Annotated in this window: 22 protein-coding genes; 3 read left to right on the top strand and 19 right to left on the bottom strand. The window is 42.3% G+C overall.

Features of this window, described 5'->3' with window-relative positions; genetic code table 11:
- From BEP19_RS01845 to BEP19_RS01835, 3 genes are all read right to left on the bottom strand, one after another.
- Positions 1-338: E2/UBC family protein (locus tag BEP19_RS01845; protein WP_147393756.1), on the bottom strand; the 338-nt coding region annotated here is incomplete at its 3' end.
- A 19-nt stretch (positions 339-357) separates the two neighbouring features.
- A complete protein-coding gene (locus tag BEP19_RS01840; RefSeq protein WP_211329298.1) occupies positions 358-1,398 on the bottom strand; it encodes a nucleotidyltransferase domain-containing protein in 1,041 nt (346 codons plus the stop codon).
- Positions 1,399-1,653: 255 nt separating this feature from the next.
- Positions 1,654-2,205: a recombinase family protein gene (locus BEP19_RS01835; RefSeq protein ID WP_120188166.1), complete on the bottom strand. Its 552-nt coding sequence runs from the start codon at positions 2,203-2,205 to the stop codon at positions 1,654-1,656.
- Positions 2,206-2,979: 774 nt separating this feature from the next.
- On the opposite strand from BEP19_RS01835, the gene BEP19_RS01830 reads away from it, so the two are divergent.
- Genes BEP19_RS01830 through BEP19_RS01820 form a run of 3 tightly spaced genes read left to right on the top strand, consistent with a single transcriptional unit; the run spans position 2,980 to position 5,625 of the window.
- On the top strand, positions 2,980-3,438 hold the full coding sequence (locus tag BEP19_RS01830; RefSeq protein ID WP_120188165.1) for an EVE domain-containing protein: 459 nt from the start codon (positions 2,980-2,982) through the stop codon (positions 3,436-3,438).
- Positions 3,435-4,730, top strand: coding sequence for a site-specific DNA-methyltransferase (locus BEP19_RS01825; RefSeq protein ID WP_170145225.1), 1,296 nt, complete (start codon positions 3,435-3,437; stop codon positions 4,728-4,730). The genes BEP19_RS01830 and BEP19_RS01825 overlap by 4 nt, the downstream gene beginning before the upstream one ends.
- A gap of 55 nt (positions 4,731-4,785) precedes the next feature.
- Positions 4,786-5,625 carry a hypothetical protein gene (locus tag BEP19_RS01820; RefSeq protein WP_211329297.1) on the top strand — a complete coding sequence of 280 codons (840 nt, stop codon included), beginning with the start codon at positions 4,786-4,788 and terminating at the stop codon, positions 5,623-5,625.
- A 566-nt stretch (positions 5,626-6,191) separates the two neighbouring features.
- Here BEP19_RS01820 and BEP19_RS01815 read toward each other — a convergent pair.
- The 16 genes from BEP19_RS01815 to BEP19_RS01740 form a co-directional block, all read right to left on the bottom strand.
- Positions 6,192-8,339, bottom strand: coding sequence for a type IA DNA topoisomerase (locus BEP19_RS01815; RefSeq protein WP_120188163.1), 2,148 nt, complete (start codon positions 8,337-8,339; stop codon positions 6,192-6,194).
- 64 nt (positions 8,340-8,403) lie between these two features.
- Positions 8,404-10,059 carry an ArdC-like ssDNA-binding domain-containing protein gene (locus BEP19_RS01810; RefSeq protein ID WP_211329296.1) on the bottom strand — a complete coding sequence of 552 codons (1,656 nt, stop codon included), beginning with the start codon at positions 10,057-10,059 and terminating at the stop codon, positions 8,404-8,406.
- Positions 10,060-10,157: 98 nt separating this feature from the next.
- Positions 10,158-10,589, bottom strand: coding sequence for a hypothetical protein (locus tag BEP19_RS01805; RefSeq protein ID WP_120188162.1), 432 nt, complete (start codon positions 10,587-10,589; stop codon positions 10,158-10,160).
- Positions 10,590-10,920: 331 nt separating this feature from the next.
- Positions 10,921-11,847 carry a hypothetical protein gene (locus tag BEP19_RS01800; protein ID WP_147393755.1) on the bottom strand — a complete coding sequence of 309 codons (927 nt, stop codon included), beginning with the start codon at positions 11,845-11,847 and terminating at the stop codon, positions 10,921-10,923.
- A 5-nt stretch (positions 11,848-11,852) separates the two neighbouring features.
- Positions 11,853-12,800 (bottom strand): DUF3991 and TOPRIM domain-containing protein, encoded by a 948-nt coding sequence (locus BEP19_RS01795; protein ID WP_120188160.1) that lies wholly within the window; start codon positions 12,798-12,800, stop codon positions 11,853-11,855.
- Complete coding sequence (locus BEP19_RS01790; RefSeq protein WP_120188159.1) at positions 12,790-13,074, bottom strand: hypothetical protein; 285 nt, start codon at positions 13,072-13,074, stop codon at positions 12,790-12,792. Before BEP19_RS01790 ends, BEP19_RS01795 begins: the two co-directional genes overlap by 11 nt.
- A 4-nt stretch (positions 13,075-13,078) precedes the next feature.
- On the bottom strand, positions 13,079-13,393 hold the full coding sequence (locus BEP19_RS01785; RefSeq protein WP_120188158.1) for a hypothetical protein: 315 nt from the start codon (positions 13,391-13,393) through the stop codon (positions 13,079-13,081).
- Positions 13,368-14,447 carry a MobP2 family relaxase gene (gene mobP2, locus BEP19_RS01780; RefSeq protein ID WP_120188157.1) on the bottom strand — a complete coding sequence of 360 codons (1,080 nt, stop codon included), beginning with the start codon at positions 14,445-14,447 and terminating at the stop codon, positions 13,368-13,370. The genes BEP19_RS01785 and mobP2 overlap by 26 nt, the downstream gene beginning before the upstream one ends.
- Positions 14,440-14,691, bottom strand: a complete 252-nt coding sequence (locus tag BEP19_RS01775; RefSeq protein WP_120188156.1) for a hypothetical protein — start codon at positions 14,689-14,691, stop codon at positions 14,440-14,442. The genes mobP2 and BEP19_RS01775 overlap by 8 nt, the downstream gene beginning before the upstream one ends.
- 241 nt (positions 14,692-14,932) lie before the next feature.
- On the bottom strand, positions 14,933-15,778 hold the full coding sequence (locus BEP19_RS01770) for a coiled-coil domain-containing protein (protein ID WP_120188155.1): 846 nt from the start codon (positions 15,776-15,778) through the stop codon (positions 14,933-14,935).
- Positions 15,778-16,425 (bottom strand): hypothetical protein, encoded by a 648-nt coding sequence (locus tag BEP19_RS01765; RefSeq protein ID WP_120188154.1) that lies wholly within the window; start codon positions 16,423-16,425, stop codon positions 15,778-15,780. The genes BEP19_RS01770 and BEP19_RS01765 overlap by 1 nt, the downstream gene beginning before the upstream one ends.
- A 20-nt stretch (positions 16,426-16,445) precedes the next feature.
- Positions 16,446-17,567, bottom strand: a complete 1,122-nt coding sequence (locus BEP19_RS17490) for a lysozyme family protein (protein ID WP_170145224.1) — start codon at positions 17,565-17,567, stop codon at positions 16,446-16,448.
- 2 nt (positions 17,568-17,569) lie between these two features.
- Entirely contained in the window at positions 17,570-19,525 is a 1,956-nt protein-coding gene (locus BEP19_RS01755; protein WP_120188153.1) for a VirB4 family type IV secretion system protein, read from the bottom strand.
- The gene (locus BEP19_RS01750) at positions 19,522-20,166 is read right to left on the bottom strand and encodes a hypothetical protein (protein ID WP_120188152.1); all 645 of its coding nucleotides are present in this window, start codon (positions 20,164-20,166) and stop codon (positions 19,522-19,524) included. The genes BEP19_RS01755 and BEP19_RS01750 overlap by 4 nt, the downstream gene beginning before the upstream one ends.
- Positions 20,153-20,461: a DUF5592 family protein gene (locus BEP19_RS01745; RefSeq protein WP_120188151.1), complete on the bottom strand. Its 309-nt coding sequence runs from the start codon at positions 20,459-20,461 to the stop codon at positions 20,153-20,155. The genes BEP19_RS01750 and BEP19_RS01745 overlap by 14 nt, the downstream gene beginning before the upstream one ends.
- Before the next feature lie 52 nt (positions 20,462-20,513).
- Positions 20,514-22,550, bottom strand: coding sequence for a pLS20_p028 family conjugation system transmembrane protein (locus BEP19_RS01740; RefSeq protein WP_120188150.1), 2,037 nt, complete (start codon positions 22,548-22,550; stop codon positions 20,514-20,516).
- Positions 22,551-22,559: the final 9 nt, after the last annotated feature.

Genomic DNA, 22,559 nt, shown 5'->3' with positions numbered 1-22,559 from the left:
GCTTTCTGTAAGGACTGCAACAGTACCGCCCCAGGAAAACGTTCATCGATGATAATTGAATCTGTAAGGGTATAACAAATCAATCTATCCGTTTCTATATGGGGGATGTTAGGGAAACGTCTTGACTTATCAAAAATGAGAGGTAGTTTTCGTGGGAATGAAAAGGGAAACCCTATTGTAAGAACAGAGAGTTTCCCTAAAATCGATAATTCTAGTTCATAGACACAAGTACTGTTACGATACTGCATCCTTTCATCAAGGGATATAGGGATAATGTTAGAAATCATATTTTCATCATACTCTTGTAGTTCTTTAAAAGCTTGCTTGATGATATCCATGTCTACTCTCCCTTGGGATTTATGCTGATTCTGAACTTGGGATTAATGCCAAAGCAGCCGCCTTTTTTCCCGTATCTTTGCGAGGTGGGACTGGAAAGTCATCCCCGAATGCCTTTTTCAATATTTCTGCAGCGTCGGTTGGATCAGCTTCTGCCTTCGCATCTAGTAAACACTCAAGTAAACTTTCCAGCTCTTTTTTGAACGTCTTCATCTGCTTTAGTGACATTTTTTCGAATAGATCGGGATAAGGGGCAACAGGAAGATCAACAGTTATTTTGGGATAATACACTACACTATCATCTTCGATTACAGATACCGTTCTAAACTGATCGAGGATATTAGACACAAGAGTAGTAAGGGCATCTAAATCACGGTATTCTACTTTACTTTGCATAATGTCCACGATCTCTTTTTTCACATACATATGATGATAAGCACAGGCGGTTAGTGCAATACCAGTTGGCTTCCCATATGTGGTGTTTTTAAACTGAATATCCTTCCAACGTTTCAAATACCGTATAATACGACGAAACTGTTTTCTGTCATTTTCATTATCGAAATGGTCCCGAATGGTCTTAATCAAGTCTTTCGGATTTGACTCATCCCATTTCTTATTTTCTTCTGCACTCCCTGGTCTCCCCTTGGCAAGATATACCTTACCATCGCTATTCTCAGATGCATAGACCGTAATATCAACATGGTAACCTGCCTGATATGATACTGTTATGCAAGGTGTTTTCATTTTCACATCATTTGTATGTCCCGTTACTGCATCTAAGATCCACTGTTTTGCTTCGACAGGCTTCACATCTTCTTTAGACATTTTAAAATAGAGTCCCAAGTCGATATCATAATTTTCATCCAACGGCTTGATCCCGGTATGCATTGCGTAACTTCCTTGATTAAACGTCGTATAATCTTTCGCTTCATCCGGTATTTTGTCCTTAATTCGATTGATAATGATGTCCCGTTTCTCGGCTAGGATTTGATTTTCTTCTGTCAGTTTAATAGCATCGTGAAACTCCGTGAATTGCTTTTGACAATGAGCTATTTCTTTCACTTCCTTTTTTATTTGATTAACCTATTCTGGTGATTTACATATCCAATTAGTATTATAGTCCTTGGCATCATCCTATTATGATCCACTACTCTATTAATCTTGAGCATGATTCAACACCTATAATATTACCATATTTTTGCATGCTTTTCTTTTAATGAGAAATTTACATACTTCTTTATAGGGGACCCGACGACAAAATGCGGATTTCGAATGATAATCCATATTTGATAAGATAAGCGGGGGGTTATTCATGTATTATTTTTCTAGATAGCGATATATCGTTGTTCGAGAGACACCCCATCTTTCAGCAACATCTTTAATGGGTGTACCATTATCAATTAGGGCTTTCATCATCTCAATATCTTTCGATCCGTATTTTTTAGGACGACCACCAAGACGACCTCGCGCCCTTGCGGCTGCTCGTCCTGCAGCCGAGCGTTCCTCGATTAGATTCCGTTCAAATTCCGCAAAAGCTGCGAATAAGTGGAACATCAATTGCCCCGTTGCGTTGCTTTTATCCATTGTTAGATTTTCTTGTAAACTATGGAATCCCACGCCCCGTTCATTTAATGTATTTACAATTTGTATGAGGTCCTGCATGTTGCGACCAAGCCGATCTAGTCTCCATACGACAATGGTATCTCCCTCACGCGCATACTGAAGCGTTTCCTCTAAACCTGGTCGTTGTCTTTTGGCTCCACTTATTTTATCGTAAAAGATTTTCTCGCATCCGTATTGCATTAATGCATCCTTCTGTAAATCCAAATTTTGTAGTCCTGTTGACACACGTGCATATCCAATTAACATCAAAATCACTCTCATTTTATTTTTCTTTGATTTCATTGTACCATAAGATTATTTCAATAAGGTTATTGAACATTGAATAGAGAACAGGGTTTTGGAGCATATATGGCATAAAAAAAGCGCCCTTTTCACTTGAATCTATGTATGTTCAGAAAAGGACGAGTTTTGTGACACGAAAGACGAATACTCAGATTATTTAAGACCGAATTTTTACTTAGATCTACATTTACGTATAGAAACACCAACGTTTATTTTTCATCAGATATTTATGATCTTGATATGATGTTTGTAAGATGAGTTTATTAGATTGGTAGTTTTTCCTTTACTATTTCATGAGACAATTGTGCCATATGTAGATCTGATAAAAGTTTGACTAATACTTGTACATGAAGTGGATACTCGTATTTGGAAAAGGGAGGAATGTTCGGGTCTAGAGTTTCAGGATTGGTTAAGGTTTCGAGCGGAGATACGAATCCAAAAAGGGCATGTCTCTGAGTCTTCTTATTACATAAGCTCCCACATTTTTGGATGTTAAAGGTCACAGATACGATATTTGGCTGACGCCGTTTAATCGTTTCCAATCTGGGAAACAGGTTAATATAAATCACCTCAGCGAATAGTCACGTTAAATTCTTTGTGAATAAAGTGGCAAAATTGCCTGTTTATTTTAAGATTAGCACCTTACAGATTACCACTCCTTCATTCATGTTATACTTGGACTAGGTGATTTATTTATAAATTGATTTTTTATTTTTTAAAAAAGTGAGATGATACTTTTTGAGTGGAAGCAATTATTTATTTATAACTAAACCAACAACGTGGGAAAGGCTCGTCAAGGATCCAAATAAGTTTTGGCCTGTAAATGCAAGGAACTCTAGAACACTAAGTGGGTTAGAAAAAGGGAATGAGATAATTATATATTTAACCCAAAAAAGTGTGATAGCGGGCATAGCTGAGGTTACAGAAGAGTTAAAAGGAACTAATAAACCGTTTATTATAGCCGGAGATATTTACGAATATTATCTCACAATGAATTATAAATTTATTTTGGATAAAAATCATCTCATTCCAATGAAATCTGTTCTTAATGAACTTGATATTACAAAAGGTTTGAAGAATTGGGGAGCAGGTTTTCAGAGGTCAAATAGGAGACTTTCTGATTCTGACTTTAGACTTTTGAAAGAGAAAATTATTAATAATTTTGAAAAACAATCAACGGAGGGAACAACAGATTGAATTCCTTAATCAATAACGAGGTAAAACAAACGAAATCTAAGACTGACACAAGTTCCACTTTCATCAACAATATGAGACTGCCTATTCACAGATGGTTTCGTTATTCAGCAGGTTTCTCTGCGGAATGGGTAGAAGAAGTAATAAAGTCAAATTTGAACAGCTATCAAGAATTAGATAACTTTAAAGTGTTTGATCCGTTTACTGGTTCAGGAACTGTATTGCTTGCTAGTGATAAATTAGGTGTAAGCAGCATGGGAACAGAAGTGCATCCATTTGTTTCAAGAATTACTGAGGCCAAGCTCCATTGGAATACTAGTGTTGATAAGTTCCGCAGCTTTGCCGATAGGATACTTGAAAGATCAATACAGAATGTTGGATCAACTGAAGGGTTTCCTGATTTAATTTATAAATGTTATTCTCCTGAGTCATTAGAGCAGCTGTCTTCTATAAGAGATGCGGTCCGGGAATATCGGGATGGTTCCCCTGAGTATCAATTATCTTGGTTGGCATTAGTATCAATTCTTAGAATGTGCTCATCAGTAGGAACTGCCTCTTGGCAGTATGTACTTCCTAATCAAACTAAAGCTAGAGTAGCAATTCCGTTTGAAGCTTATGAAAAGCAAATAAATATGATGATCGATGATATGTTGGAAATGCAATCAGGAACGGGTACTGCTAAAGCAAAATTTTATCAGGAAGATTCTAGAGATTGCCCATCGATTTCGGATAATTCCATTGATTTAGTCATTACCTCACCACCATATGCAAATAACTATGATTATGCGGATGCTACGAGATTAGAAATGTCCTTCTTTGGAGAAGTATCGGGATGGGGAGATCTAAGAGAAAAAGTCAGTAAATATCTTATTCGTTCATGTACACAACATGTTTCTAAATATAGAAAAGAAACTTTTGAAATCCTAAAAGATGATGGTTTAGTGCCAATTTATGAAGAGATTTTAGATGTATGTCAACAACTCGACGAAGAGCGTCTAACTCGTGCCGGGCGAAAAAATTATCACACAATGATAGCAACTTATTTTTTTGATTTAGCTAAAGTTTGGATAGAGTTGAGAAGAGTATGTAAAGAGGGTTCTAATGTTTGTTTTGTTATAGGTGATTCTGCACCTTATGGTGTCTATGTCCCAGTCGACAGATGGATGGGTGAACTTGCCCTGGCTGCTGGTTTTAAAGATTATTATTTCGAAAAAACACGTGATAGAAATGTAAAGTGGAAAAATAGAAAGCATGATGTTCTTTTAAAAGAAGGAAGACTTTGGGTGAAAGGTTAGATGAAAATTGGCAAAATCCCCTTCCCATAAATTTGGGCAAATCATTGGAGATCTTATGGAATTAGCAATATATCCCCTTTTAGTTGAAGTTTGTGATAAATATAAATTGTATTTGGATAAAAAAGGTGTTAGACAAGCGAGAGGAAGAAGAAAAAAGGTCAGTTGGATTGATAGCTATGGAAATGCTCATGACCTTGACTTTGTTTTAGAGAGGGATGGAAGTCAAGACGTTATCGGTCAGCCTGTTGCTTTTATAGAAGTTGCCTGGAGAAGGTATACTAAGCATTCAAGGAATAAGGCCCAGGAAATACAAGGGGCCATAATGCCTTTAAAAGAAACTCATAGTAAAACGGCTCCCTTTATAGGTGCAGTGTTATCAGGAGTATTTACTGAAGGTGCAGTGAATCAACTGGAATCGTTAGGATTCAACATACTTTATTTTGAATATGACACAGTTATTGAGGCATTTAAACATGTAAATATTGATGCAAGATTCGATGAAGATACAGCAGTAGAGGATTTTGAAGATAAAATAGAATCATGGGAATCCCTTTCTGGGGAAGATATGCAATCGCTCTTAGATAGGTTGCACGAATTAAACTCCAAGGGAATAAAAAAATTTATGAGTAATCTCGAAAAAACAATTACGCGATATATTGAATCTATAAGGGTGCTTCCTCTTCATGGTGAATCGTTTGAATATACTAATATCCCAGATGTTATTACGTTTATTAAAGGATATGAAGAGTGTAAAACTATATCAGCTGAATTTATAAAATACGAAGTAATTGTAAGATACAATAATGGAGACCGTATTGATGCTGAATTTAAAAGCAAAGATTCAGTTGTCGACTTTCTAGAAAGTTTTCTTCCACCATTTAAGCCCCAGATTTAAAATTTTTATAAAGAGTATCCGAATGGTATCTGATTATTATTTATATCAAACTTTTTGGGTTTTGTAGAGGGTAATCCAGCAATGAGTTTGATATGAAGAAAATTTTATTAAACAAAGCCGAGACCAGAACATGGTTTCGGCTTTGTTTCCAACAATCGGTTTTTGATTTAGAGTACAATACATGCAGTCAATATTTGGTTAATCATTAGATTGAAAAGAAACCGTCTGATTCTGGATAATTAATCTGGCTTATTCATCACCAAATATTGTGAAATAACACAAAAAGGGCTCGAGGAAGGAAAATACCGAAAAGCTGCGGCTGTAGCAAAGAAAATGTTAGAAAAAGGACTAGACATTAAAACCATTAAGAGATTGACGGGTCTTACAGAAGAACAGAACCGCCAGCGCTATCCCCTTCCACAGTGTAAAGCTCACTGATCGCGGGATCACGCGAAGAACAATCCGCTAGTTTCAATTGCTAGAAAAAAATAGACCCATTATCCTCCAAACACAGTAAACCTCCAAATCCCTCCGAACAAGGAGGGATTTCTTCATCAAGGTCACTTTTATTTTGATTCAAATTGAAACGCAACCTTTTGATTTTGAATAAACAACCTCGCCTCAAACACCTTCCCCGCTCGGCTCTTAAAACCCTTTATTTTCGCCGTTACCTTTTTTTCTAGCAAATCTTTAATGTTTTTATTCGTTAGTTTTTTACCCGCAATCATTTTAGATATCGAGAACGAGCAGCCCTTTTTATATTCCGTGCATCCGTAAAATGTTTTTCGATCGACCATTTTCCCTGAGTTACAGATCGGACAGTTGCCAATATAGTTAACGTCCTTCTGTTCGTTGACGAGCGTTTGAATATCTTGCTGGTTTATTTTTAAAGGGGCTTCATCGATGGTGGATTGAATAAACTTGACGATATTTTTTAGAAAAAAGTCTTGAGATCCCTGACCCGTTCCGATTTTTTTAAGGTAACTTTCCCATTTCGCCGTCATAGAAGGACTAGATAGCAAATTTCCTTCGATGGCTTCGCAAAGAACAGTCCCTTTTTTAGTGACTGAAACGATATTTTTCTTGACCTCGATATACCCATTCTTTTTGATCGTCTCAATAATCGAAGAACGCGTCGCTTCGGTGCCAATTCCCTCGATTTCCTTCAAAATTTCACTCTCAGATTCATCATCCACCATTTTCCCCGCGGTTTTCATCAGTTGAATAAGCCCGCCCTCGGTAAACGGTTTAGGAGGGGTTGTATGGCCTTCTCTTACTTCCAGTGCTGAAGACACTCGGTCACCCTTTAAAACCTGAGGCAGCGCATTTTGAGGGGACGTTTTTTCACCGGACTCCATTTTTTCATTTGAAAAGAGGGATCGCCATCCTTTTTCGATTCCCACCCTGCCTTTCGTGAAAAATTCCATGGTTTTGACATCCGTAACGATAGTGGTTTCCTCATATTTGTAATCGTCGTGAAACATGGCAAGCGTCGTTTTTAAGATTTCAAAATAAATGTTTCTCTCTTCATTCGATAGACCACCTAACGTCTTTTCAGACGGAATCGATTGGGTCGGGATGATGGCATAGTGCTCCTTTACCTTTGCGTTGTCGACATACCGCTTATTTTTCCTTATTTTTGGTTCAAAGGAAACGCTGATCAGCCCCTGGTACTTCCTAACGTTTTCAGATAGATACGCAAACTCATTTTCCGTAATGTAATTGCAATCCGTTCTTGGATAGGTGACGATCTTCTTCTCGTAAAGGGATTGCATCACTTGCAGCACCTTCGCCGGGCTGTACTTCCATATCCTGTTCGCTTTTGTTTGCAACGTAGATAAAGAATGGAGCCGTGGCGACGGCGTTCGTTTCAATTGCTTGGAGACATCTTTAATGACCGCCTGATCGTCTGTTAAATCAGACAGTCCTTTTTCATCCAACAGCTTTAACACCGTTTCTTTTTGCTCTTCTTTGACCTTCGCCTTCCCGCTGTATGCGCCGTTTTCATGGGTGAAGTCAGCAAACAACTCATAGAAAGGCTTAGATACAAAGTTCTCCATCTCTTTTTGGCGTTGGTACACCATATAGACGGTCGGAGACTGGACGCGCCCGACGCTTAACGTCGTATTCAAGCCTTTTTGTTTTAGTAATAGAGTGAAGAGTTGACTTGCGTTCATCCCCACGATCCAATCGGCGATTTGGCGCGTTTTCGCTTCTTCATACTTCAATAAATCCTGATCGATCGGTTGCAGTTGACGGAACCCTTTGCGGATCTCATCGACTTCTAACGAGTTAATCCACAAACGTTTTAACTCTTTCGCCTTGTGTCCGATCAATTGATACGTGGAATGAAAGATTAGACTGCCTTCTCGATCAATGTCCGTTGCCACAATCACTGTCGCTCGTTCTTTTTCCGCCCGTTTAAACAGGCCTTGCACCGCGCGGTATTGCGCCATCGTTTCCTTTTTCGGCTTGTACCGAAAGGTATCGGGTAAGATCGGCAGGTGATCAAGGGACCAACGGGCCCATTCTTTGTTATAGTCACCGGGCATTTGTAACCCGACCAGGTGTCCGATGCCCCATGTAATGACGGCTCCTTTTGGGAACGTGTTGCATGGTTTTAACGTAATATGCGTCTTCTCTCGCTTCTCGATCGTAAAGGCGTCCGCATACGCTTTCGCTTGCGATGGTTTCTCCGCAAAAATATATTTCAAATCTGATCATCCTCTTGTATTAATTAAAGCGGCCAAACGACTCGGCTTGGCCGCTTGATTTGATCTATCGGGCTAACTCCGATTCTCGATCGGCTTTGACGGGGGATTTATTCTTAGGAAGAAGATCCGTTTGGATCTGAAATGAATCCAACGTTGCTTTTACAAACGGCCATTCCGTTTGCTCCACCCTGGTTGTGTCTAGCGTCTGATGAAAGGAGTGACCTAACTTCTCTTTCAACAGACCTTCCACGCCAAGATCCGAACCTCGCGTTAGTTTTCCAAAGTTAATTATATCGTTTTTTTCTAGCAATCCGTGGTCACTTTTTAAAAGTAGGTTGCTTAATTCTTCATTGACGACCCACTCATGGACATCCATCTTTTGATTCTCTTTTGGAATCTCTAGATTGAATTCATCGATCGATCCGTTTGCGTAATCGTGGATGGCTTTCTCTATCGCTTCATTCGGTTGGATGATCTCAAATAAAGGAGTATCGACAACACTGTCCGCTAAAGCGGTTTCGTAATCATTCGCTTGGTTTAATCCTTGTTTCGCGGGGAGATTCACATACACATAATAGGGCTGCAACTCGCCCTTTTCGATGTCGTTGGCGCATATACTCGTCACGTGTTCTTTCCCAGTCATCCCATTCGTTAGGATCAGTTGAGCGATTTCCTCTTTTGCCCGATCCGTTCGATCGCCGAAAGAGGAAATACGCAACGTATGTGAATCGATGGGTTGAAGATCGTCGCCCCGATCCGCGACCGCTTCTTTATCCTGTTCCTTTACCGTCGCTAGATCTCGATCTTTCACCAGCTCTTCTTCAAGCGTTTGTATGAAATCATGGGACGTGTCCCGAACTTCTTTTAATAATTGTTGCTGATCCTTTAATTCTTTCCCCTCCGTCCAATGATGCAAATAGGGCAAAGAATACTCGGATGTGTCCAATCCAAAGTAACTCGATACCGTATAAGCCACCATCTCGGCTTGAAACTCCTTTTCTTGACTCGTATAGTTTTGATGCGTTTCCGCGGTATGAAGAACCGCGTGAGCAAGTTCATGAACGAGCGTCTTTACGTTTTGCAGTTCGCTGTTTCTCGGATTCAAGGCCACTTCTTTTAACTTCGTGTAACTGACGCCCTTAGCAACACCTAATTCATTGTAGGGTTCAACGATCTTTACGCCGTTTGTTTTGGCCACCTGTTCAAGCGCCTTGTACATCGCCTGATAGTTTTCAATCGATCCTTCCAACCAACGGTTAGGGAAGATTTGCGGCAAGTCTTTCGCGGTCGCATTCGTTTGGGAGACATCAAACACATGGCCAATATCAAAAAAGGTTCGTTTAAAGCTTGGGATTTGCTTCTTTTCGATCTGTTCCTTTTCTTTCTTCGTCGCGTATTTCAATTGTACTTGCTTGCCGTTTCGTTCAAAGTACGTGACCATCTTCGGCACTAAAATTTTGATGCCCTTTTCCCCTTTTTGAACAAAGAACCCTTTCGATTTCCAAAAAGAAAAGGAGCCGACAGCTTGGGCTCCATGAAATTGACGATCGATTAATATGCTGTTGTTCGTGGAGTAGTTATAAAACTTCCCCATAAAATCCAAATATTCTTTTAGGCTTTCTTCACTTCGAAAATACGTAACAATCTGTTGTTCCATCCCCGACATTAAATCGTTAATTTCTTTCGCTCGTTCCTCCGCTGTTTTGCGTTTATATGCCACTTTATATCACCTTCTAATAAATAATAAGGGGTAGTACCAACAAAACGCAGAAAACGATACAAATTGGATATTGCCTTTACTTAAACTTAATTAATTCTTCACTCTTGGTTTTGTGAAAAGAAACCTAGGATTAATGTTAAGCCAGTTATTATTCCAAACACGTCAAATAAAAATAATTTTAATAACCAAAAAGGAACCGGTGAACTTTCAATATTTTCTGGCAAGAGTCCAATGGATGAAAGTGTAGCCAATATTGGATATCCAAATGATACTAATGTACATGGTATAGCCACACACCATAATAGAGATAGATTTATGTTAATTGACCATTTTTTCACGAAGATAAGAGAAACATAAAAACCAAATAGAACCGAAATGATTGGTTTAGACCAAAAAACAGAAAGAGTATCAAATGTTTCGCTTGCAGTTTGTTTAAGTTGATTTTCGAAATTTAAACTTATGATTGATAGTATGATTAATCCAACCAGCCAAAGTATCTTTCGAATATATAATGACCGAATAAAATTCACCGAGAACCCTCCCTCTATAAATGTTGATGAGGTAGTAAACAATGAAAGCCCCCCGTTTAGTACCTACATTTCTGTATAGGTTAAAATCAGATTTCTTTTCGGATAAATTTCATATAATCTCATTATACAGGTAAGTTTTGATATGAAAATAATTCCACCGAAGATTACGATGGAGGAAAATTAGTGAAAAAAGCAACCTGCTTTATATTTGATATTAATCGAACAACATCGAATATTAAATTACCTTTGAAATACATAATGAAATATAAATAGCTGCCTTCATTGGACAGCCTATTTTCTTCGTTTTGTTGGTACTACCCCATAATATTAATTACCGCTCCAAGTCATCCGCTAATTCAAACGTAGATATGCTTTTAGATCGATGGATCGAAGCAATATCTTCGCTTTGAACACCAAAAGCCCCGAACGTTTCTTTTACGAACGGCAATTCATCGTCTTCTACCTTTGCTATTTCAAGGGCATCCTGAAAGGCCCCCTTTAAATCCTCTTGATAGGGAATGTTGAGATCCAAATGATAAAAACCACGCAAGTTCTTCCCAAGACTCACTAAATCATCCTTCTCTAAAAAGCCATCGTTGGCTTTTAACATGACTTCGGTCAATTCCTCATTGACCATGATGTCATGCAGATCCATTGCCAATTGATCCTGCGGAAGGTCTATCTTGAATTCATCGATCCGTCCCTGGTGGTAATTGAGAAGGGTCTGTTCAATCTCTTCATTTGGTTGGATCAAATCAAATAGTTGTACATCGGACACACGCTCGTTGATCATTCCCTCCCACACGGCCCCGCTGGAGACCATGTCTTTATCTATGAACTGTTCTTGGATGTTGATTTGATCATGAAGCGGTTGGTTCAAGTAGACGTAGTAGGGTTGCAGCTTATCGTTTTCTAGATCATTGGCCCATACACTCATGACATACTCTTTTCCCGTCAGCCCGTTTGTAATGGTAATCTGAGCGATCTCCTCTTCATCGCGTTCTCGATCTTTATCAAAAGATGAAAGGCGGAGGGAATGAAGGTGCTTCATCTCTCCATTGACTCTTTCTTCGTACAAACCCAGCAAAGCAATATCTTCTTTCGACATGTATGGGGCCAGCTCTTGGTGCCGATCCCATTCCACCACATGGGATAATAGACCGTATTCCGATTGAAGATGTAACGCTGCTTGATAAGGATCTACTTTTTCAAACGATTGAACGAAAGAATCGGGTAATACAGGCGCGCTTCTTTTCATTTCCATCACCTCTCCATCTCATAAACGGGTTCTTTTTTCTTCTGCTGCTCTTTCCTTTTTTGTAAATCAACATTCCAATCCTTATGGATCGGAACATGGATATCCGCTTGGGTAAGGAGGCTTTTCCATCGCTGCGCAAATCCTTTTCCCGCTTCATCGTTATCCACGGCAAAGATGACCTTCTCTACCCTTTCGTCGCGCGCATGACACTCTTGAATGAGTTCCTTGATCGCGGTATTGGCGGTTCGATCTTTTAAACCGCTCATGGATTGCAACCGGATATTTTGCAGTTGAAATAATTCATAGTACGATATGGCGTCAATCGGACTTTCAAATAGAGCGATCTGATTTGGCGTTCCGACATCCACTCGAAACCCGCCATCTTCTTTGCTGTCCGCCGCAATTTGTTTAAAGGTTCCGTTGCTCGTTCGGATCGTCCCTTGCCGATCCGCGCCCACAATGTCTCCTTTTGAATCCCTCCACTTAAACACGCAATTTTTTCGTTGATCCTCGGCCAGGTAGCCATTCTTGATTAACGAATCGACCAATCGCGGATCGATCTTTCTTTCCTGGACGAGGTAGCGTCGGACATGTTTTTGCGTGTCCGCTTCGTATTGTTTGGGATAAATAAAACCTTGTTCAGATGCTTTTTTCAAATCATCCGTCAAGGTTTTATCAATCGAAAGCTGGTTCACATCGCGAACCGCATCCTGAAAACTTAAATTGTAAAAGGCGCGCGCAAAGCTGATCGGGCCATGCCCGCCTTCCCCGCGGCTATTCCAAAACCATTTGCCATCGTTTCGAATCACCAAGGAATCATGTTCGGCGTGACGAAAATACTTCCCTTGTTGAATCAACCCTTCCCCTTTGGTTTGTAGGTAGTCGAGAAGATGAACGTCGCTCGCCTTTTGAATTTCCTTTTCGCTCACGCGATCACCCGTTTTATTCTTCATTGGGCAGGTCGTCGGTGGCGCCTTCTAAGGCTTCGCTGTCCATTTCAGGGAAGGTTTCATAGACAACCGCTTCATCGATCGCCATCAAGATCTCCTTGTTTTTTTGATCATAGGGAACGAGAAACGTCCCTTCTTCGACCAATTCAAACACGACCTCTCTATTCTTTTCGCTTAACGGCACGACAACGTCTTCGCCATTGACCGTTAACAAGACGTCTTCCTCTCCGACTTCTTTAATCAATCCAATCGTGTAATTTTCGCTAAATACGTTCATGTTTTTATCGCTCCCTTGAATCTTTTCTTTGTTTTTGTTTCTCAATTCTTTCTTGCACGATCCCTTCAATATCTTTTAAGAACGGAGGCTTAACCATATCCGTCGTTATGACATACTCTAGGTTTTGCATTTGAATATGCCCTTGCACCATCTCAATTAAGATTTGCGTGTTTCGATCAATGTTATTGGCGCCGAGACGAATGCGATTGATTTCTTTGGATATGGTTTGATTCAACGACGCTTGCACGGATCGCGTCACCTGTTCTGTGACCGTGTCCGTAATATATTGAAGACTAAACTCTTCTTTCGTTAGCTTCATATGTTCGCGAACGATTCACTTCACGACCGACGTGAACGGAACGGCCCCTTCCCTTCCTTGAAGGGATTTTATTTTGTTTTTGATCAAAATCTTTCACCTCTTTTAAAATGGTGTTTCCCATGCGGGTGTATAGGTCTTTCATTTTTGTCTCGCGATAACGTTCAGCCTTCGAGTTTTCACCATACGATTTTTTATAGACAGCCACTTCTTGATCCAGCTGTTTTTTAAAGTCTTCAAATTCGGTTTTAAAATGGCGGTCGATGTACATATCCGTTAGCTTATCGAGTTCGGGACGTACGTGTTGAATCCCATTCATGTTATATCGCCAAAGTCGTTTGTCTTCGGGAAGCATGCTATGAATCTTTTTAAATTGACTCACGAGCTCTCGATCCACGATTCTATTTTTCAGCGATAGGATCGGATCCTCGCGTTTGCTTTGAATCAAATCATTTCGAATAAATTGATTGAGTCTTTCATTTTCCTTGGAACGATCCAGCAATTGATTCACGGTGGCCGACTTCATCTTTTCAATCGAGGATGGTTTTCTTTTTCCTCGCTCTCGAAAATTTTTTGTTTGAACCGTCGCCACATGAATGTGAATGTTATCCGTGTTGTAATGAATCGCCGCTGTCCATATGGTCGTATCCAATAACTTCTCATGCTTTAACATTTCATTGACGGCTGAGCGCGTCACGTTTTTTAATTTCTTTTCGTCGATGCCTTTGTCTTGAAGCACGCCCCTTTCTTTTAACCAATCGTTATCGAACGAGATGACGTCTTGCCATAAGACGCTACCTTTTTCCTGCATGTCTTTAAACGTATCTTTAAACCTTTCTTTTTCTTGATCCGTTAGAACATCTTTCTCGTTCGTAAATAATCCCGTGGATTTTTCTTCGTTGCTCATATAGTCCTGATAACTTTGAAATTCATTCTTCTCCGAATGCGTATCTGCGCGATCCATGTAATTCACATAGTTTCTAAACGAACCGTTGGCGGTTTGTTGCTTGCCCATTTTAAATTGAGACTTAATAATGACCGCGGGTGAATTATTCATCGAACATCAATTGCGTAAAGACTGCAATCATTTCATCCATCTTCTTTGCATTTTTTTCTAGCAACATTGTGTTTACTTCCAATTGCTTTTCGTAGCGATCCATGAGATTGAAATGCAAGTCGCTAACGGCAAAAGCTTCAAGGTGTTCTCTTAAATATTCTTGTCGCGAAATCCCTTTTTGTTTGGCGAGTTCATCAATTTTGTTGATTGTCGCGGGATGTACATCCCTAATGAGTATGTTCATTTTACGACCTCCTGCATCGTCATAGTAAAAATCCAAAGAAAAAAGACAAAAACTAAAAAGAGTAAGAAAGAGCATAAGGGGAAAATGCTATCACGCGCCGTGATAGCCCAGGCAAAGCCTGGGTTTATTGAGATATCGCATTTTTTCAAAAGAGGTACAGTCTTGTACCTAGCTAAAAGTAAAAAGGGTACAATTTTGTACCCGCCTAAAATCAAAAAAGGCACAGTTTTGTACCTTGTTTTTAAAACCCAATATCCCGCTTTTTCTGTTTCAATCGCTCGATCTTCGCGCGGATGTTTTGGCTATCCGCTTCGATTTTTTCGATCTCCTTTTGCTTCACGTCCATCTCACGATCCAACTGATAAATCTTGTTATTCGTCGTGATTTGTTCGTCCATCGTCTGATACAACAGCCCCGCTTTTAACTTTTCTTTTTCCTCATTCAGTTCCCGATATACTTCCTCCCATTGCTCCATCTTTTCCTCATTTTCTTTGATTTTAATTGTGGATTGATCGATCATCTGATCGGCCACTTGCCGCGTATAGTCACGATGATCTTTTACGTTTACTTCCCCTTTCTCGACGACACGTTCATCTGTATAAAGCGTGGAGATCACGGGGGTTTGTTTTTCTTCTTCCTCTTGTTCTTGAAACCAATCGTTTAAATTCCGCTCGTTTTTATGCAGTCGGATCGCCAATTGCTCGAAGTCTTTGGGCACCTGATCGATGTGTAAGATAAAGATTTCATTGTCTTCATAGACCGCTTGAATCGACAACGGTGTTCGAACGTCCTTTCTCGAAACCGAACTGAATTGTAAATCCGTCCGATAGTCTTTCATGTTATTCGTCGCTAAAATGACTTCCATTTTATTTTGATGTTCATCGTAGATCCAACGATCAATGCTCAACTTTCCATTTGCCCTAAGATCCAATTCCGTTTGCAACGGCGTCTGATTAATCGGCCTTTCCTCAGCGAAAAAGATCTTCGATGTGCCAAAAAATACAATGCCTAAAACGAAAAACAAGGCGATCGCCGCGTAGTAATTGGAGACATTAAACTTTAAATTCTTTCGCTTTTTCTTCTTCATCAGAGACCTCCTTCTTTTACATCTAAAGACTGAATGCGCGCTACTTTCCAAGCGGAATCTTCTTTTTCAAAGGTTACTTTGGCGTAATCGGAAACGACTTCGGAATAACCCGTTTCCCTGATTTCATTTTTCATCTTGTAAAAAACAATCGCTTCGTTTGTATTCTTCTCTCCTACATAAATGTCCGCTGATTCCAGTTTCACGCTCACTTTTTGCGCGTGTTCATCCACGCCGTCCGCGGCGTAAATCGTTTCAAACAACGCCCGCGTCATGTAATTTCGCGCTAACTTTTTTTGTTCCGCGTAATTTTCGGGCGTCCTATTAAAGGTAAATTCCATGAACCGTTTGGCCGCATTGAGCTTTTCGGTTTCGTTATTTTTTTCAACGACCAACGTCGAAATCGGATCACGATCCGCTGTGCTTGGTTCCCCATCGGCTGGGGATTGAGCAGCAAAAAAAGCGATCTTCTCTTTCAAATCGCTTTTTTCTTGATCGCTTTCGATTAACTTTTGATTGATCGCTTGGATGTTTCTCTCATATTTCTCGCGTACGTTTCCTTGCGTGGCAAGACTATAAACATTGAAGACCAAAGACATCACTAGAAAAAAAGAGAGAAGAAACAAGACGCCGTTTCGTGACAAAAGCATAGGGTTTTCTCCTTTTATCGTTACAATCCCAAATACGTTCGGGGATCGATATGTCCTTTCCATAATTCCGTTTTGATTTCAAAATGTAGATGCGTTCCCGTCGAAGCCCCTGTCGTTCCGCAGTATCCGATCGCTTCCCCCGATCGAACCTGTTGCCCATTCGAGACGTGAATACTGTCCAGGTGACCATAGGCGGTAATGAAACCGTCATGTTGAATTTGAATCAGGTTTCCGTATCCGCTGGCGGTTCCCGCGTACACCACTTTCCCGTCTTTAAAGGCATGGATGCTATCGGAATACGTGCAAGCTAAATCAATACCCGCATGCAACGTGCGAACCTTTGAAAAGGGATCGACCCGATAACCATAATGAGAATTGACCTTGAGCTCGCGCGCTAACGGCGAGGACGTTCCTTCTCCAAGCGCCGCGGAATCCACTTCCAACGCGGACGGTAAATAACGCAGGACCGCATCCACATACCCAATGTCGCCATAACACGCCTGGTGTTCAATCGCTTCGGGTCGATGGCACGTGTAGTTCCCTGTATGGGCTAACTTTCCGTACATCATTTGAGAATAGGCGATCGCCAAATCCTTCGTGTACGCCCCACCGTTGGATTGGACATAATCAATAAAACCGCCGCCGAAATTGTAACTTTGCAACGTCAACTCGATATCCCCATCGGTCCGATCCAACACGTTTTTAAAGTGCAGCACGCCTTTTTCGATTGACGTTTGCGCGTCTTGAATACACCCAACCGACCCGCAAAACGATTCGCTCGCTTGCATCGGATCCAATCCCTTCCCGCCGCTTTCTTGCATCATTAAAGCTAGAATCAATTCGGTATACTGACTCAACCCGTGCTGATCCAGTTCGTTAAATACCGCGTCGCGATACTGCGTCACTTCCGCGCTGACCTGGGCTTGACCGGTCCCCACGAAGGAGTCAGATTGATCGCCGCCGCTAATGACGGCCACCAACCCCGCGATTAAAACGGCGACCGTGAGGAACAGGATCAAGATCAGCGCCAGAATTAATTGAATTTTGAACGTGGCAAGATTGAGCTTCTTTAACGCCGCGCGGGTGGCGATCGCTTTCGTCGCTCGAACGGTCTGGCGCGCGGCGGTGTTGCCGTTCGACATGACTACGCCCCGCCGCCAAAGATGGCTAACTCGGCTTGCGACACATCCACTTCAAACACAAGATTCTTTAAGCCGGAAATACAAAGCACAACCTTACCCGTTTCAAGCGTCGGAATGATGCGTGCTTCCGATTCGGTCAACTGTCCGTCGAAGACGGATTGAATCGTGGGCATCGACTCCGCGTCCTGCTGGCCAATGAACTTGTATTGCGTCAATTGAAACAGCTTCTTGACGTTCTCCGCGTTTTGGCTGTCTGATCCTGCGGGAACAAAGTCCGAAATGACATGTGAAACAAAGAAAATCCCGCCAAAGTACTTGCGGGATTCGCGCATGAACCGTTCCAGGTACAACACAGCCGGTTGAGAGATGTCGCGGGTATTGATCACGTGATGCGCTTCATCGATCACGATTAAATAGCGGGTCGCGTCGTTAAATTGCAGTTCGCCCCGATTGAAAGAACGAAATTGATGCGATCCATTCACGATCATCCCATCCCACAGCATGTTCATAATGTTAAACACTTGCGCCTGGTAGATTTCATCTTTCAGGTTTGTTAGATTCCGAAGGGGAAACGACACGACAAGTTCATCGTCGAAGTGATCGATGGAGGAAACCCCGTCAAAGATGTTGCCATAGTTCTCCACCAAGTTTTTAATGGTGAGTTCAATGTTCGCCAGGCGAATCTCGCGTTCCGCGCCGACATGCTCCCGTCTTTTCTTTCGATCCCCATCCGCATAGAGTTCGTCTCTCACTAAGGCGAGCAAATCGGAAAACGTCGGGTATTCGCTCGCGGGAAAGTTTGTGATAGCGATCTCCTCTTCCCCGTCTTCCGACCATAACCCGCGTTGAACGTAGAGTTGACGCAATAAAATCTCAAACTCCGTCGCTTCGTTTCGATCCGACGACGGGTTAATGAAATGGTAGAAGACGTTCATCTTGGATAAATGCTGCGTAAACGATAACGTTTCATTCGTGGAACCATCGTCGTTGGTCACCGTCTTAAACACTTGCAACGGATTAATGATGCCTTGTGAGCCATCCAAGGCGATCTGTTTGCCGTTGAGTTCCTTGACCACTTCCGAAAACTCGCCGGTTACGTCCAAGATGCGGATCTTGTGCCCTTTAATCGCTTGATCCATGACCGTCTTTTTGAGCAGCGTCGATTTGCCCGATCCCATCTTTCCGATCATGAGGGCGTTGTAAAACATGCGGTTTTTATCGCGATGAAACAAATCAAAAATGACACTCCCATTGGTCTCGGTTGTGCCATAATAGGTGCCGTTATCGTCATTTAAGAACGTATAGTGAAACGGATAGCCTCCCGCGAGCGCCGTCGACGGGACGTCTTTTCCTTTTCGTTTGTTCGGATACGTTAATTGTTCGCTGTATCCCGTAAACAAGCTCTCCCACTCCCATTCTTGCTCATTGAGCAGCACCGTTCCCCGATAATTTAAACTTTGCAGTTCGTCGAGAACTTCTTTGACGTTCTCTTCTAACGCTTGCAACGTGCGGCCTTTGACATACACCCGCAAATGCACGCGTTTCATGACCTCGCCTTGCGTGATCTGGTTATAGAGTTCATCCAACTCCATGTAATTTTCTTTGGCGTTGATCCGATCGACGTTATCTTTGGCGTTCACGAATCGGTTATCTTGTTCCGCCATCGACTTATTAATGTCTTCGACGATCTGGATCTTATTGGCGGTCGCGATATCTAACGTGACCAACGTATTTTCGATACTCATCAGTTGTTCCAGCCAAAAGTCCGTCACCAACGTTTGGTACTTGTGAACATGGATACAAGACACGTATCCGTCTCCGAGCCGCACATAACTGGGGGTAATACGAAGGCCCCCTTGCGGTTGGATCCGCGCCAACAACGACGGATTGTAGCCTTTTTCCCCGATCACTTCTTCATCGGTTTTCGGTTGAAATAAACGCGCCAGCGCGTGAATCATGTTCGCATCCCTCCATCCATGCTTGGTTTTGAATTTAAGTTTGATAGCTGATACAACACGTTGATTTTCTTCTCCAGATCCAGTTCAATCATCGGATTGTTCCGCGCGAGCAATCGCTTGAGGTGATTCTTTTGTTCCCTTAATTCCTTGACGCTATCGGCGTACAGAAAGAAGAAGTACTCCTTGTTTAGACGGTTCTCCTCGATAAACGCCAGTTCCGCCAGCTTTTTTTCTAGAAAAGGAACATACGCGGGATCTTTCGCCCGTCGGATGTTTCGAATGATTTGGTTCTTCTGCTTTTCTAAATTGACCGGCGTATAGAGCGGAACGATTTTTAGATCGCCGTTGTACGCTTGGAATAAGTACGTCAGCAAATACATGTCGGCGTTCTTATCTGTTTCATTGAGCGAATAAATGTCTTTGCTCGTCACTTGCGCCATGTCTAAGTAGCGACCACTGCGCAATTCAAAACAATCGTATTCCGCAAAATCGACCACCGGGGAGAAATCCGCGAACAACGACGCCACTTTTTTGCGTCTTTTCCGCTGTTCGCTTGCGGTCACCACATTTTTTTCGTTTAAAATAGCCCCGCTTGCGGCCGTTCGTTTCTTTTTTACTTTGCTTTCGTTAAGTAGCGTCATGATTTTCCCTCCCTTTATAATCGATCGCGCTATAGGCGTCTTTTCTGCGGATCATGGCGTAATAGATCGCGTGATACATCCGTTTTTGCGGGTTGCCCGATGGACGGATCAGCATAAACCCGCCAAAGATCACCAGAAAGATGGTGAAATACCACGTGAAAGACGAATGAATGAAGGGCAACACGATCATTCGGAATACAATGAGACCAATGATGAATAATAGATCGAACAAATACAGTGCCTTATTGATTTTTAACTCCGTCGATATTTCGCTTGGAATACGATACGTTCTCACCTACTTAAAACCTCCTTTGGAATAAAAGAAGGACCGCGCGCGGCGGTCCTGTTTATCTCTTCTTATGGTTTTTCCTTTCTACTCGTTGTTTCTTTTGCTTATCCGTGTGTCTTGTTTGATTTTTTTCCTCTATTACACGCGTAACCGCAATTTCTTGGTTGCTCGCAATCGTTTCATGAACCGTTTGTTGGTTCATAGCAGATCGCTCAACTCGATTGGACACACGCGGCGTCGCGGATGCCCCCGTTTTTCGAACGTGTTCCGTCGTCGCTCCCTGAACCGTCTGTTGCACACTGGAAACGTCCGTGTTTTGCTGAACCGTCGTCTGATCGGTGACCTTCGCGGTATCCGTTACGCTCGCGGTTCGCGTCATGGAAGAAGAACCCCCCCGAACGGGACGCGTCCCTTGAACACCTGCGGATGAAGGACGGGACGCGCTTCCTCCGTCTGTTGTCGAACCGCTCACCGTAGGCTGCGCGCGAGAAGCGTCCGCGTTGGGATGAACCATCGCTTGATCACTCACGTTAGCTGGTTCCATTCGACTCATTGATCGAACCATGGATGCAGATCCCGCACCGCTGATCGCCCCGACACCCGCGTGAGCAAACGAAGGAGCCAGACCACGAAAACCGCCCATGCCGCGTTCGTGATCATTCGGCGAAGGCGCCCGCGTTTGTTTCCTTTGCGCTGGTTCTTCCGTTTGGCGCGACACGCTGCCAAGTCCGGGAATACTACCCGTTTCCGTCTCTGAACCCGCGGCGCCGCCTGTATTCGATCCGCCTGTATCGGTTCCTGGAACGGCCACGCGGTTGTTCTCTTCTCCCTTTTCTCCGTCATTCGGCGAGGGCGCTTTTTCTCCATGCCCTCCCCCTCTCATGGACGATGGGGTTCCTCTATTCTTGTCGTTCGATTGAGCGCCTTGACGCGCCAGGCCATTTACCCCGCTTCCCAAAGCGTTCACCATGCGATAGCCCGCGTACGCTCCCGCGAGCACCCCCCAACCCGATTTCAATCCCGCGTCAATGCCAAATATCCTTTCCACGATGTTAGGCCCGTCAATGACGGCCACGGAAAAGGCGATGAGGGCCACGAGGTACGCAAAGCCATTCAACTGATTCGCAAGGTACGCCGTGCCGACCATATACACTTTCATCGATAAAAAGATCAAAATAATGACCACAAATGTATTTAAAATGGATTGCAGGATTTTCTTTGTTTTCTGTCCGTCATGCAAATCCACGGGGGAAATGATCATGGCTAGCACATAATTAAACGCCAGTTCATACGACAACCGCGCGAGTTTATAGGCGATACTAAACAACGTGAACGCCATCACGACAATCGTGGTCGCCAGCGTGATCCAATCGGGAGAATACCGATAGTAATATTGGTTGTTCCACGACAACATGCCCTGATCCAATTTACTTAACTCTTTTTCAAATCCATTCCACATCAATTGCTTTTTTGATAAATCCTTTCCATCCTCACTCATATCCAGCTCCTTTCTACTACTATCAAACTTTTCCGTAATAGAAATACCACCGATCATACTAAATGGGATGGTGTTTGGCTGATCCAGCTCGGCACTTGACCAACTATGACTATCAAATTGGATCAGATCATAAATATTGCGAGACAAAATGTTTTGCGATAACGTGCCAGACTGTTCTTCATACACCTGTTGCGATCCGATCGCTTGAATCGCTTCATCGGTAAATTCATTCGCCTTTTCCATGCCGACGCCAAGCAGCGCGAGCACGGATAACGCGACAAACAAATTGACCGCCATGCCTTCACGATTAAATTTCTTCTGAAAAATGAGCAAATATCCCGCGTAAATCAAGCTAAACGCTAAAAGAAGGTACAAAAAAGGGCGTATCGCCGAAACGAACGCCGCTATATCGGGATGATCAAAGAATAATTTGATCATCAACACCTCATTAGTGACCTTTTCTAATCCGTCTAACATGAGGGATAATCCTTTGATTAGCACCCAACCGATCCACCGAAACGGATCTGAAAAAACACTGCCAATGGTGAGGTAATCTTCAAATTGCTCTAATTTTATGATGATTTCTCCATCACTCATGATCTTTCA

The organism is Ammoniphilus oxalaticus (assembly GCF_003609605.1).
Lineage (GTDB): Bacteria > Bacillota > Bacilli > Aneurinibacillales > RAOX-1 > Ammoniphilus > Ammoniphilus oxalaticus.
Note: the sequence above shows the minus strand (reverse complement) of the source record. Positions and strands in the feature narration are given on the sequence as shown.

What these genes read in the sequence shown, in the direction of transcription:
- BEP19_RS01835 (WP_120188166.1), bottom strand. Translation starts at nt 2,205, where the DNA reads ATGTTAATTGGATATGCACGTGTGTCAACAGGACTACAAAATTTGGAT.
- BEP19_RS01820 (WP_211329297.1), top strand. Translation starts at nt 4,786, where the DNA reads ATGGAATTAGCAATATATCCCCTTTTAGTTGAAGTTTGTGATAAATAT.
- BEP19_RS01800 (WP_147393755.1), bottom strand. Translation starts at nt 11,847, where the DNA reads ATGAAAAGAAGCGCGCCTGTATTACCCGATTCTTTCGTTCAATCGTTT.
- BEP19_RS01795 (WP_120188160.1), bottom strand. Translation starts at nt 12,800, where the DNA reads ATGAAGAATAAAACGGGTGATCGCGTGAGCGAAAAGGAAATTCAAAAG.
- BEP19_RS01790 (WP_120188159.1), bottom strand. Translation starts at nt 13,074, where the DNA reads ATGAACGTATTTAGCGAAAATTACACGATTGGATTGATTAAAGAAGTC.
- BEP19_RS01785 (WP_120188158.1), bottom strand. Translation starts at nt 13,393, where the DNA reads ATGAAGCTAACGAAAGAAGAGTTTAGTCTTCAATATATTACGGACACG.
- mobP2 (WP_120188157.1), bottom strand. Translation starts at nt 14,447, where the DNA reads ATGAATAATTCACCCGCGGTCATTATTAAGTCTCAATTTAAAATGGGC.
- BEP19_RS01775 (WP_120188156.1), bottom strand. Translation starts at nt 14,691, where the DNA reads ATGAACATACTCATTAGGGATGTACATCCCGCGACAATCAACAAAATT.
- BEP19_RS01770 (WP_120188155.1), bottom strand. Translation starts at nt 15,778, where the DNA reads ATGAAGAAGAAAAAGCGAAAGAATTTAAAGTTTAATGTCTCCAATTAC.
- BEP19_RS01765 (WP_120188154.1), bottom strand. Translation starts at nt 16,425, where the DNA reads ATGCTTTTGTCACGAAACGGCGTCTTGTTTCTTCTCTCTTTTTTTCTA.
- BEP19_RS17490 (WP_170145224.1), bottom strand. Translation starts at nt 17,567, where the DNA reads ATGTCGAACGGCAACACCGCCGCGCGCCAGACCGTTCGAGCGACGAAA.
- BEP19_RS01755 (WP_120188153.1), bottom strand. Translation starts at nt 19,525, where the DNA reads ATGATTCACGCGCTGGCGCGTTTATTTCAACCGAAAACCGATGAAGAA.
- BEP19_RS01750 (WP_120188152.1), bottom strand. Translation starts at nt 20,166, where the DNA reads ATGACGCTACTTAACGAAAGCAAAGTAAAAAAGAAACGAACGGCCGCA.
- BEP19_RS01740 (WP_120188150.1), bottom strand. Translation starts at nt 22,550, where the DNA reads ATGAGTGATGGAGAAATCATCATAAAATTAGAGCAATTTGAAGATTAC.